This is a genomic window from Klebsiella pneumoniae complex sp. WS1778, from assembly GCF_049472055.1.
Lineage (GTDB): Bacteria > Pseudomonadota > Gammaproteobacteria > Enterobacterales > Enterobacteriaceae > Klebsiella > Klebsiella quasipneumoniae.
In genome coordinates this window covers 266,978-279,514 of the sequence record NZ_JBKGTJ010000001.1, presented here as the reverse complement: position 1 = coordinate 279,514, position 12,537 = coordinate 266,978, and the positions used below count along the sequence as shown (strand labels likewise).

11 protein-coding genes are annotated in these 12,537 nt (G+C 57.0%); 2 read left to right on the top strand and 9 right to left on the bottom strand.

Features of this window, described 5'->3' with window-relative positions; all coding sequences use genetic code 11:
• Positions 1–3: 3 nt before the first annotated feature.
• The 5 genes from yciH to pgpB form a co-directional block, all read right to left on the bottom strand.
• Positions 4–330, bottom strand: a complete 327-nt coding sequence (yciH, locus tag ACLEXF_RS01425) for a stress response translation initiation inhibitor YciH (protein WP_004203881.1) — start codon at positions 328–330, stop codon at positions 4–6.
• On the bottom strand, positions 330–1,067 hold the full coding sequence (gene pyrF, locus ACLEXF_RS01420; protein ID WP_023318037.1) for an orotidine-5'-phosphate decarboxylase: 738 nt from the start codon (positions 1,065–1,067) through the stop codon (positions 330–332). Before pyrF ends, yciH begins: the two co-directional genes overlap by 1 nt.
• A gap of 190 nt (positions 1,068–1,257) precedes the next feature.
• Complete coding sequence (gene lapB, locus ACLEXF_RS01415; RefSeq protein WP_004203879.1) at positions 1,258–2,427, bottom strand: lipopolysaccharide assembly protein LapB; 1,170 nt, start codon at positions 2,425–2,427, stop codon at positions 1,258–1,260.
• A 6-nt stretch (positions 2,428–2,433) separates the two neighbouring features.
• Positions 2,434–2,742: a LapA family protein gene (locus tag ACLEXF_RS01410; protein ID WP_002901780.1), complete on the bottom strand. Its 309-nt coding sequence runs from the start codon at positions 2,740–2,742 to the stop codon at positions 2,434–2,436.
• A 135-nt stretch (positions 2,743–2,877) separates the two neighbouring features.
• On the bottom strand, positions 2,878–3,645 hold the full coding sequence (gene pgpB, locus ACLEXF_RS01405) for a phosphatidylglycerophosphatase B (protein WP_004203878.1): 768 nt from the start codon (positions 3,643–3,645) through the stop codon (positions 2,878–2,880).
• 163 nt (positions 3,646–3,808) lie between these two features.
• On the opposite strand from pgpB, the gene ribA reads away from it, so the two are divergent.
• A complete protein-coding gene (ribA, locus tag ACLEXF_RS01400; protein ID WP_004203877.1) occupies positions 3,809–4,411 on the top strand; it encodes a GTP cyclohydrolase II in 603 nt (200 codons plus the stop codon).
• Positions 4,412–4,458: 47 nt separating this feature from the next.
• Here ribA and acnA read toward each other — a convergent pair whose 3' ends face one another.
• The 4 genes from acnA to topA all read right to left on the bottom strand — a co-directional run bounded on the left by acnA (position 4,459) and on the right by topA (position 11,849).
• On the bottom strand, positions 4,459–7,131 hold the full coding sequence (gene acnA / locus ACLEXF_RS01395) for an aconitate hydratase AcnA (RefSeq protein ID WP_186602423.1): 2,673 nt from the start codon (positions 7,129–7,131) through the stop codon (positions 4,459–4,461).
• Between the two features lie 389 nt (positions 7,132–7,520).
• A complete protein-coding gene (locus ACLEXF_RS01390; RefSeq protein ID WP_017898677.1) occupies positions 7,521–7,688 on the bottom strand; it encodes a YmiA family putative membrane protein in 168 nt (55 codons plus the stop codon).
• Positions 7,689–7,933: 245 nt separating this feature from the next.
• Positions 7,934–8,908: an HTH-type transcriptional regulator CysB gene (gene cysB, locus ACLEXF_RS01385; RefSeq protein WP_004203875.1), complete on the bottom strand. Its 975-nt coding sequence runs from the start codon at positions 8,906–8,908 to the stop codon at positions 7,934–7,936.
• Between the two features lie 343 nt (positions 8,909–9,251).
• Complete coding sequence (gene topA, locus ACLEXF_RS01380) at positions 9,252–11,849, bottom strand: type I DNA topoisomerase (protein WP_043521232.1); 2,598 nt, start codon at positions 11,847–11,849, stop codon at positions 9,252–9,254.
• Between the two features lie 406 nt (positions 11,850–12,255).
• On the opposite strand from topA, the gene ACLEXF_RS01375 reads away from it, so the two are divergent.
• The gene (locus ACLEXF_RS01375) at positions 12,256–12,507 is read left to right on the top strand and encodes a YciN family protein (protein WP_002901761.1); all 252 of its coding nucleotides are present in this window, start codon (positions 12,256–12,258) and stop codon (positions 12,505–12,507) included.
• Positions 12,508–12,537 lie beyond the last annotated feature (30 nt).

Genomic DNA, 12,537 nt, shown 5'->3' with positions numbered 1-12,537 from the left:
CGATTAGCCGCCGGCTAACTTCACTTTCATCCCTTTCGCCTCTAGCAGCGCCTTAAGTAAATCCCGTTTGTCGCCCTGGATCTCAATCACACCCTCTTTCACCGCGCCGCCGCAGCCGCATTTCTTCTTCAGCTCTGCCGCCAGGGCAGTGAGTGCCGCATCGTCGGCATCAATCCCGCTAATCAGACAGACGCCCTTGCCCTTGCGGCCGCTGGTCTGGCGCTGGATCCGCACTATGCCGTCGCCTTTCGGGCGCACCGGCGCCGGTTTCGCCTCGTCGATACGCCCGGTTTCGGTGGAGTAGACCAGGCGGCTGTTGGAATCGCTCATTATGCCCCCTTGCGCAGAGAATCGTTGATCGCCCGCAGCGTCGCGGCAGGATCGGTCGACTGGGTAACCGGGCGGCCAATGACCATATAGTCCACCCCTGCCGCCTGAGCCTGCTCAGGCGTCATAATCCGCCGCTGATCGCCAGCGTCGCTGCCCTGCGGACGGATACCCGGGGTGACCAGCTTAAACGCCTGTCCCAGCTCATGCTTAAAGCGTACCGCCTCCTGAGCTGAACACACCACCCCGTCGAGGCCGCAACGTTGGGTCAGGGCCGCCAGCTTCGCCGCGTAATCAGCCGGAGATAAGGTAATGCCCAGATCCTGCAGATCGCTGGACTCCATGCTGGTAAGGACGGTGACGGCGATGAGCAGCGGCGCGTCTTGACCAAAAGGCAGCAGCGCTTCGCGTGCCGCGGTCATCATCCGCGCGCCGCCGGAGGCATGGACATTCACCATCCATACGCCAAGCTCGGCCGCCGCCGCCACCGCGCGGGCGGTGGTGTTGGGAATATCGTGAAACTTAAGGTCCAGGAACACCTCAAACCCACGCTGATGCAGATCGCGGACAAACTGCGGTCCCAGCAGGGTGAACATCTCTTTGCCCACCTTCAGGCGGCAGTCGCGCGGGTCGATGCGGTCGACAAATGCCAGCGCTTTATCGCGATTATCATAGTCAAGCGCAACCACAACGGGAGAGGAAGTGACAGCGCGGGAAGATGGGATAGCTGTTGACGTCATGACCAGACCTTAGTGTTGATGGGCGCCAGAGGGCGCAAAAAAGGTAAACGGGCAGCATTCTACCTGTGAAGCTAACAAAATAACAGGCTGCTGTTTTGCCCTGCGCGGACGACGGCGATGCCGGGGCTGCAGGCGGCGACGGGAAAGAAATGATAAGTATGTTGTAACTAAAGCGTCTGTTTTTTTGACCTTACTGGCCGTCGAGGCCGCGAATAGGTTTGATGGTCGCCCAGGAGCGGCAGGACGGACAATGCCAGTAGAGAGTATGAGCGGTAAAGCCGCATTTCTGGCAACGGTAGCGCGGTTTGCTACGCACCTGTTCGCCGACCATGTTTCGCAGCACCCCAAGACTTTCTTTCGCCCGTCCTTCTTCCGCTTCATTGAGATGGTAGTCCATCAGCTTATGGAAGACGCGCATGGTCGGGTGGCGTTCCAGCTGCCGGGTGACGTAGTTTTGCGCCGCTTCGACGCCTTCCCGCTGCTCAAGGATCTGCGCCAGCATCAGTTCGGCGGTCGCTCCGGCGTTCTCCTCCACGCAGCGGCGCAGGAAAACTTCCCATTCATCGGCTTTGCCGAGCTGCTGATAGCAGGTCTGCAGCATCTCCAGCGTCTCACCCACCAGCTCTTTATCCTGATCGATAACCCGCTCGAGGCTTTCCACCGCTTTGGCGTAGTCGCCCTTCTCCATCCACACCCGACCCATCATGATCGACACCCGGGCGCTGTTGCGGTCCGCGGCGGCGCCTTTCTTCAACAGCGCCATCGCCTTATCCAGATCGTTGGCCGCCATCTGCTGCAGGGCCAGTTCGCACCAGAAGTTGGCGATTTCGCCACGATGCTTCTCTTTGCCCAGCTTCACCAGCCGCTCAGCCACCTCGATAGCCGACTGCCAGTCGCTGGTCGCCTGGTAGATCTGCAACAGTTGCTGCAGCGCGCCGAGGCGAAAATCAGTCTCATCCACCAGCTGTTTGAACATGTCTTCCGCACGGTCATACAGCCCGGCGGCCATATAGTCGCGCCCCAGCTGCTGGACGGCCAACAGGCGCTGATCGTAGGTTAACGATGCGCTTTCCATCAGACTCTGGTGGATACGGATCGCGCGGTCGACCTCACCGCGCGAGCGGAACAGGTTGCCGAGCGTCAGGTGGGCCTCAACGGTACCGGTATCCTCTTTCAGCATATCAAGGAACAGATCGACGGCTTTATCCTGCTGGTTGCTAAGCAGGAAGTTCACCCCCGCCACGTAATCCCGTGACAGGCGGCTCGCGTCGTCCTGTTTGGACTGTTGTGCACTTCTGCGCCCCATGTACCAGCCGTAGGCGGCGGCAACGGGTAAAAGCAGAAACAACAACTCCAGCATAAGAGGTTATTCCTTCACCGCAGGCACGCCTGCGTCGACAGCCGCCGGGCTGACAGGGGCAATCTGGTGCTCAAGGCGCTTAATTTTCCGCTCCGCGCGCGCCAGCGAGACGCGCACCCGCAGCCAGAACAGGCCGCAGATCAGCCAGCCGATGGCAAAGCCTGCGGCAAACAGCACCGCCAGTAGCGTCGAAATGCGGAATTCACCCTGAGCGAGCAAATAGTTGAAAGTGACCTGTTGGTCATTCTGCGCCCCCAGCGTCACTGAAATGACGAAGATTGCTAATACCAGTAAGAAAATGAGTAAATATTTCACATGACTTCCCGTTCTGTGGGTTGCGCGAAAAAAGCCCGCTTTCAGCCCTATAAAGTATCATTTTCGCCGCAGCGGTGGAACGAAAAAGCACGGCAACTCTACAGGATATGCGGTCGGATGCCGCTAAAATCAACATTATTCCGCTTCAGGCATCCTTTTTTTAATATCCTGCGCCTCTTCCCCCGGCGGCGAGAGCGGCCCGCAAAGACGCTGCGTCAGCCAGCAGGCCACCGTGACCAGCACCCAGGAAATCAGCGTGGCGACAATAAGATCCAGCGGCCAGTGCATGCCGAGCGCCAGGCGACTGCCCATCACCGCCGTCGCCCACGCCAGCAGTACCGCGATCGTGCCCCAGCGCCGACGCGGCCACAACAGCCCGGCAGCGAGCAGCGCCCAGCTGGCGGCGAACATCGTATGGCCTGACGGGAAGGCAAACCCGGTCTCTTTCTGCCAGTGTTTGCGTAAAAACGGCGGGATGTCCTGCGCCTGCGCCAGCTGCTCATGCACCAGTTTAGCGCGTTCTTTGCGCTTTAACGCGTAGAATTGCGTCACCGGCACCTGCCTTGTGTTTTCCAGCCAGATGACAAACGGTCTCGGCTCCTGAACCCGCGCCTTGACCCAGGATTTGGCCCCCTGTCCCACCAGGATGGCGGCGGCAAGAATGAGGAACAGGATCAGCGCCGCGCGCAGGCGAAAGCGCAGGCACCAGAGAAACCAGGCGCACAGCACAACATGGGTGATGATTCCCCACGGCTGGGTCACCGTTTCCGTCACCCACCAGAGGCTTTTCAGCCATGCCACCGGTAGTCCTGGCTGCCACAGCCAACCAGACAGCCAGACCGTGAGGGGCATGACCAGCAGCAGCGCCGCCGCAAGAGCGGTTCGTCGGGCAATCAACAGCATTTTCTCTCCTTCTCCTTTTAGATGAACATCATAGCGGAAAGTAGATCGTTTGTGCGCTTTCCGCGCGGCTAACCGTTCGCGATTAGGAGAACGTCCCGGCGTTGTGGCAAAATAGCGGTAAACAGAAAGCACATTCAGGTGCTGACAGAATCTGGAGAATCACATGCAGCTTAAACGTGTGGCAGAAGCCAAACTGCCAACCCCCTGGGGCGATTTCCTGATGGTGGGTTTTGAAGAACTGGCAACCGGACAGGATCATGTCGCGCTGGTGTACGGCGATATCTCAGGGCAGGCGCCGGTGCTCGCCCGCGTTCATTCAGAGTGTCTGACGGGCGATGCCCTGTTTAGCCTGCGCTGTGATTGCGGCTTTCAGCTGGAGGCGGCCCTGTCGCATATCGCCGAAGAAGGCCGGGGGATCCTGCTCTATCATCGTCAGGAAGGTCGCAACATTGGTTTATTGAATAAGATCCGCGCCTACGCGCTGCAGGATCAGGGGTATGACACTGTCGAAGCGAACCATCAGCTTGGCTTCGCCGCCGATGAGCGCGACTTCACCCTGTGCGCCGATATGTTCAAACTGCTCAACGTAGAGCAGGTGCGACTGTTAACCAATAACCCGAAAAAAGTGGAAATCCTCAGCGAAGCCGGGATTAACATTGTGGAGCGCGTGCCGCTGATCGTCGGACGCAACCCGAAAAACGCCCATTATCTCGACACTAAAGCCGCCAAGATGGGCCACCTGCTCAACAGCAAGCCGGCGGAATAATACCGGCGACAGAGTAAAGGGAGGGCCAGCGATGCTGGCCCTTCGTTTTACAGCATATTGCGGATGACGTAGTGCAAGATGCCGTCGTTGCGGTAGTAGGTGAGCTCGGTCGCCGTGTCGATACGGCACCGGCAGGCGATCACCTCCTGCGAGCCGTCAGCGCGGGTGAGGGTCACCGGCACCGTGGCGCCAGGCTGTAGCGACTGCAGATTACTGACATCAATCCGCTCTTCACCGGTCAACTGTAGCGTTTTACGGGTGACGCCCTGCGGGAACTCCAGCGGCAGAATACCCATCCCGATCAGGTTGGAGCGGTGAATACGTTCGAAGGACTCGGCGATCACTACCCGGATCCCCAGCAGGCGCGGCCCCTTCGCCGCCCAGTCGCGGCTGGAACCCGAGCCATACTCCTTACCGGCAATCACCGCCAGCGGTATCCCCTCGGCTTTATACAGCATCGCCGCATCGTATATCGCCACCGGTTCGCGGTCCGGCAGATGGCGGGTCATCCCCCCTTCCACCCCCGGCACCATTTCGTTGCGGATGCGGATATTGGCGAAGGTGCCGCGCATCATCACCTCATGGTTACCGCGACGGGAGCCGTAGGAGTTAAAGTCGCGCCGGGCAACCCCATGCTCCTGCAGATAGCGGCCTGCCGGACTATCGGCTTTGATGCTTCCTGCCGGCGAAATGTGGTCAGTGGTCACTGAATCGCCCAGCATGGCGAGGATCCGCGCGCCGTGAATATCCTCCACCGGCAGCGGCTCGACGCCCATCTCGTCAAAGAACGGCGACAGGCGAATGTAGGTCGAATCTTCCTGCCAGTCGTAGGTATCTGACGCCTCCACCTTGATCGCCTTCCACTCCTCAGTGCCGGAAAACACTTCCGCGTACTCTTTGCGGAACATCTCCGTGGAGACCTGTTCCACCGCCCGGGCAATCTCCTCCCCGCTCGGCCAGATATCTTTCAGATAGACCGGCTCACCGTCGCTGCCCTGCCCCAGCGGCTCGCGGGTGAGATCGATGTTCATGTTCCCCGCCAGCGCGTAAGCGACCACCAGCGGCGGCGAGGCCAGCCAGTTGGTTTTCACCAGCGGGTGGATACGCCCTTCGAAGTTACGGTTACCGGAGAGCACCGCCCCGACGGTGAGGTCGCCTTTTTTGATTGCTTCTTCAATCGGTTCCGGCAGCGGACCGGAGTTACCGATACAGGTGGTACAGCCATACCCCACCAGATTGAAGCCGAGCTGGTCGAGGTAAGGCGTCAGGCCGGCATGGGCCAGATAATCCGACACCACTTTCGAGCCAGGGGCCAGGGAAGCTTTCACCCACGGCTGCGGCTGCAGGCCGCGTTCGACGGCTTTTTTCGCCAGCAGGCCGGCGGCCATCAGCACGCTGGGGTTGGAGGTATTGGTACAGGAAGTGATCGCCGCAATGGCCACCGCGCCATCCGGCAGCGAATAGTGATGCCCGTTCAGCGTATACGCCACCGGCTGGCGCTGACGCTGAAGGTGGTTAACCTCCAGTTCGCCGCTGGCGGCAAAGGCTTTCGGCACATCGCCGAGCGCCACGCGATCCTGCGGCCGCTTCGGCCCGGCGAGGCTCGCTTCAACGCTGCCCATATCCAGCGCCAGGGTACTGGTAAAGACCGGCTCATCGCCCGGCTGGCGCCACATGCCCTGCGCTTTGGCATAGGCTTCCACCAGCGCTACCTGTTCTTCGCTACGTCCGCTGAGACGCATATAGCTGAGCGTCACGTCATCGATCGGGAAGAAACCGCAGGTGGCGCCATACTCTGGCGCCATATTGGCGATGGTGGCGCGATCGGCCAGGGGCAAGGTATCCAGACCGTCACCGTAGAACTCGACAAATTTTCCGACCACGCCGTGCTGGCGCAGCATCTGGGTGACCGTCAGCACCAGGTCAGTAGCGGTAATACCTTCGCGCAATTTGCCGCTGAGCTTAAAGCCGACCACGTCCGGGATCAGCATCGACACCGGCTGGCCGAGCATGGCGGCTTCCGCTTCAATCCCGCCCACGCCCCAGCCCAGCACGCCGAGCCCGTTAATCATGGTGGTATGGGAGTCGGTGCCCACCAGGGTATCCGGCCACGCCATCCACTTTCCGTTCACCTCTTCGCTCCACACCGCCCGTCCGAGATATTCCAGGTTGACCTGGTGGCAAATCCCGGTGCCCGGCGGCACCACGCTGAATCGGCTGAAGGCCTGCTGCCCCCAACGCAAAAATGCGTAGCGTTCGTGGTTCCGCTCCATTTCCAGGCGGACGTTGTCTTCGAAGGCCTCGTCGTCGCCGAAGCGGTCGACGGTCACCGAGTGGTCGATCACCAGGTCGACCGGCGAAAGCGGGTTCACCTTCGCGGTATCGCCGCCCAGGCGTTTCACCGCCTCGCGCATGGCGGCCAGATCCACTACCGCCGGCACGCCGGTAAAGTCCTGCATCAGGACGCGAGCCGGACGGTAGGCGATCTCCCGGTCGGCATGGGCCTTTTTCAGCCAACCGGCAAGGGCACGAATATCTTCTTCAGTTACCGAGTCACCGTCCTGCCAGCGCAACAGGTTCTCCATCAGCACCTTCAGCGACTTGGGCAGTCGACTGATATCGCCCAGCTGCTTCTCCGCCAGCGGCAGACTGTAGTAATGCCAGGTTTTCTCATTGACCTGCAGCGTGTCCTTACTGGCTTCTCGTAGGGTTGACGACATAGCTCCTCCTTTATCTCAGGGATGGCATACCCCGATTCTCCTCAGGGTCTCCATTAAAGATAACACATGCTGGGCATAACACTTTGATAACAACCCAAATTGCTAAATGCGATAGGACGGAGAGGGATAAAAAGGCAATTATCAGAGCGCAGAGGAAATAGCACCAAAATAGTGCAGAGGAGTCGTTTAAGCGATATTGTATTAGTACACGAGGACAAAAAAAGAGCTAATCATTGCCTGTTGGCTGATTAGCTCTTGTGATTGATTTCAGGTTGGATGAATCCCACGGCAAAATATATTCTCCCTGTATTGCCGGTCACTGATTTTATATTACAGTTTCCTTTCACTGTCATAAAAATGACATGTATCTACAACGATGACCTACAGCTTTAGCTGACAATCCAGATGTTGCAGATGGTGAGCGCGATGATACTCCAGAACATCGCCAGCCCTACCAACACTACGCCCCATACGCGACTACGCAGAACGGGATCGATTTCGGTTTTGTCATTTTCGTATGACATCGCCAGTTTCATGTAATCGAGATTACTTATCATATTGTCACCACCAATTGCTCAAATCATCAGGTACAGATAAATCTTAATTATGGATAAAAGATTAATCCAGCTAAATTAGGTCTGATGGAATATATTTAACCGGTTATTTGATCGCGGTGGGCATAATGACAAACGTGTTGCGAGAAATTATTAATTTTGTGATTGGTTCGAGGTTTAAGTTGTTAAATAAAGACCATGCTAGTTAATGGCACTCCCCACAGGGAATGCCATTATTTTTTACAGGGTTATTTTTCCGGTAGTTTTATATCTTTGAACATCGCTTCAATATCTTCATTCGACCGCAAGGCCACCGCGGTATCCACCACATCCCGGGTCAAATGGGGTGCAAAACGTTGAATAAAATCATACATGTAGCTTCGTAAGAAAGTGCTACGGCGGAAGCCTATTTTAGTGGTGCTGTGGCTGAAGATACCGTTCGCATCCAGCTTCACCAGGTCCGGATCGGAGACCGGATCCACCGCCATACTGGCAATCACCCCTACCCCGAGTCCCAGGCGAACATAGGTTTTGATGACATCGGCATCGGTGGCGGTAAAGACAATGCGCGGCGTCAGGCCCGCACGGTTAAACGCGGTATCCAGTTCCGAACGGCCGGTGAAGCCAAAGGTATAGGTTACCAGCGGATACTGCGCCAGCTCTTCTATTGACACCGAGCCCCTGGAGGCCAGAGGATGCTCCGGCGTCACCACGATCGACCGGTTCCAGTGATAGCATGGCAGCATCACCAAATCGTCATACAGATGCAGCGCTTCAGTAGCAATAGCGAAGTCGGCGTTGCCTTTCGACACGGCTTCAGCGATCTGGGTTGGCGAACCCTGATGCATATGCAGCGACACCCGCGGATAGCGTTCAATAAAGCCCTTGATCACCCCCGGCAAGGCATAGCGCGCCTGGGTATGGGTGGTCGCCACATACAGCGACCCCTTGTCCGGCCAGGTATGCTCCCCGGCGACAGATTTGATGGCATCGACTTTTGACAACACCTCGCGGGCAATACGGATGATCTCCTGCCCGGCAGGGGTCACCTGAGTCAAATGCTTGCCGCTGCGGGCAAAGATCTGGATGCCGAGCTCATCTTCCAGCATACGCACCTGCTTACTGATGCCTGGCTGGGAGGTATAAAGCCCTTCGGCGGTGGATGAAACATTCAGGTTATGGTTAACCACCTCAACGATGTAGCGAAGCTGTTGTAGTTTCATGCTGATATCCGTTTGCGCGTAAAATGAAGCCGCTTAATACACTTTACGTTCAGGCAACTTGTCGCCTGTGAAGGCCAGGCCTCCCGGCAGTTGGCCATAGTGGCGCCGCAACGCATCCTGAAAGCGATGATGTATAAGACGTTTTAATAATAAAAAAGGCATTAACTATAACCACTATATCATTTATACCAACAGTGTATAGCCGGTAACGAAAAATAATATAGGTGGTTATAAGGGGGCGGAAAGCGCGGAGAGAAAGGAAAACGACACGGCAGAGGCATCCATGGCCCCTGCCGGCCGCCAGAGCAGGAAAAGCGCCCTTTTCCTGCCTGATAATGGTCAGTTACTTTTTAGCTTCCGTCCATTTGCCGTCGATAAAGAAGGCTGACCAGCCGGTCGCTTTGCCCTCTTTTTCGGACGCCACATACTGCTGCTTCGTTTTACGGCTAAAGCGCACCAGCGTTTTATTGCCTTCCGGATCCTGTTGCGGCGCATCGGCGAGATAACGCAGTTTTTCCGGCAGACGGTCGCGGAAGCGGTACAGCTCTTCCACCAGCGGCGCACGCGTTTCCCGTGATTTCGGGAAGGTGTTTGCCGCCAGGAAGACGCCCGCGGCCCCGTCACGCAGCACGAAATAGGCGTCAGACTTCTCGCACGGCAGCTCCGGGAGCGGCACCGGATCTTCCTTCGGCGGCGCCACTTCGCCATTGCGCAGGATCTTACGCGTATTCTTACACTCGTCGTTGGTACAAGCCATGTACTTCCCAAAACGCCCCATCTTCAGGTGCATCTCGGAGCCGCACTTCTCGCACTCCACTACCGGACCGTCATAGCCCTTGATGCGGAACTCGCCCTCTTCAATCTCATAGCCATCGCAGGTCGGGTTGTTACCGCAGACGTGCAGTTTACGCTTGGGATCGATAAGGTAGCTGTCCATCGCCGTACCGCACTTCTGGCAGCGGCGTTTGGCGCGCAGCGCGTTAGTTTCGGCGTCATCGCCTTCCAGCACGTTGAGGACTTCGTTTTCCGGCACCAGGTTAATGGTGGTTTTGCAGCGCTCTTTCGGCGACAGGGCATAGCCCGAACAGCCGAGGAACACGCCGGTGCTGGCGGTACGGATGCCCATTTTACGGCCGCAGGTCGGACAGTCGATACTGGTGAGCACCATCGGGTTCGGCTGCATGCCGCCCTCTTCCGGATCTTTCTCCGCCGTCTCCAGCTGGGCGGTAAAATCGCCAAAGAAGTGGTTCAGCACTTCTTTCCACTCGGCCTGGTGGTTAGCCACCTGATCGAGACGATCTTCCATCTGCGCGGTGAAGTCGTAGTTCATTAAATCGCGGAAGTTCTCTTCCAGTCGGTCGGTGACGATCTCGCCCATTTTCTCCGCGTAGAAACGACGGTTTTCCACTCGCACGTAACCACGATCCTGAATGGTGGAGATAATCGAGGCATAGGTGGACGGACGACCGATACCGCGTTTTTCCAGCTCTTTAACCAGCGAGGCTTCGCTGAAGCGAGCCGGCGGTTTGGTAAAGTGCTGGGCAGGCGTCAGCTCGACCAGGCTCAGCTGGTCGCCCTGTTTGACCAGCGGCAGAGTCCGGTCCTCATCGCCCTTGCGCAGGGCCGGCATCACTTTGGTCCAGCCGTCAAAGCGTAAGGTACGACCGCGCGCTTTCAGTTTGTAATCGCCCGCCGCCACGGTCAGCGTCGTGGAGTCGTACTGCGCCGGCGTCATCTGACAGGCGACAAACTGGCGCCAGATCAGCTGATACAGCTTCTGCGCATCCGCTTCCATATCTTTCAGCGTTTCCGCCAGCACGTTCACATCAGACGGACGAATCGCTTCGTGTGCTTCTTGTGAGTTTTCTTTGCTGGCGTACTGATTCGCGCTTTCCGGCAGATATTTTTTACCAAACTTGTCGCTGATGTAGCCGCGAACCATGTTCAGCGCATCCTGACTCAGGTTGGTGGAGTCGGTACGCATATAGGTGATGTGCCCCGCCTCATAGAGGCGCTGAGCCATCATCATGGTCTTTTTCACGCCGAAGCCGAGACGGGTGCTGGCCGCCTGCTGCAGGGTGGAGGTGATGAACGGCGCGCCCGGCTTGCTGCTGGTCGGCTTGTCTTCCCGCTCCAGTACGCTGTAGCTGGCTTTTTCCAGCAGCGATACCGCCGCCATGGTCTCATCGCGGCTGACCGGACGGAACGGCTTATCGTCCTTATGGGTCACCTGCAGCGGCAGCGCGTCGCCGCCCGGCGTGGTGGTGCTGGCATCAACTTCCCAGTACTCTTCCGGGACGAATGCTTTGATTTCACGCTCACGCTCCACCACCAGGCGGACCGCGACGGACTGTACGCGCCCAGCAGAAAGACCACGGGCGATTTTTTTCCACAGCAGCGGCGAAACCATATAACCCACCACGCGGTCCATAAAGCGACGCGCCTGCTGGGCGTTAACCCGATCGATATTCAGTTCGCCCGGCTTTTCGAAAGCCTGACGTATGGCGTTTTTGGTGATCTCATTGAACACCACACGGCTGTAACGCTGTTCATCGCCGCCGATAACTTCCCGCAGGTGCCAGGCAATGGCTTCCCCTTCGCGGTCAAGGTCGGTTGCGAGATAGATGTGGTCAGCTTTTTCCGCCAACTGTTTGAGTTCTGAAACTACCTTTTCTTTACCCGGAAGTACTTCATAGTGCGCATTCCAGTCATGCCATGGGTCCACGCCCATGCGGTTAACCAGAGCACCACGTTCGTCCTTTTTAGGCTTTTTAGCCCCTTTGGTGGCGGTAGAGTCGGTGCTCTTTTTGGAAGCTGATCCACTGGTCGGCAAATCGCGGATATGACCGACGCTGGATTTCACCACGTAGTCATTACCCAGATACTTATTGATCGTTTTGGCTTTTGCCGGGGACTCAACGATAACGAGAGCTTTACCCATATTCACCTTTACCTAATTTGATTCATCCAGGAATACATCGCACATTCATACACCCTCCACTGGCGACTGCCTCATATGTTGCGGCACCGTCGGTGAATATCAACCCAGAACACCTGTTTCATCTCCGTAAAACCAGGCGCTTGAGTTTACTGACCTTTTTTCGTCAGGTGACATAGCACGAAGAATTTTTGGCCGAATGTCAAGCAAATCTGTTGCCAGATCGCCGAAAGCGTCACACTGTACCTGATAAAATTCGTTACGCAACTTTATTAGCATGCAAAAGCGAATCACGCCAGTAAACGGCTGTTTCTCCACTGGTTACGATTACCCCTGTTTTGTCCATGGAAAATTTGCCCCGCGCCGCCGCGCGGCGTAAACTACGCGTGGAGAAAAAGAGGAGTCCGTTATGCAAGGTACAACCCAACCAATCGATCGCCAGACGCTGCTCGAAAAAGCCAACAAACTTATTCGCGAACATGAGGATACGTTAGCCGGTATCGAAGCTACCGACGTCGTTCAGCGCAACAATGTCCTGGTGTTTAGCGGTGAGTTTTATCTTGATGAGCAGGGTCTGCCGACGCCGAAGAGTACAGCGGTATTTAATATGTTTAAGTACCTCGCCCATGAGCTGTCGGACAAATATCACCTGGTCGATTAAGACCGGCGGAGAATAAGACCGCCCTAAATG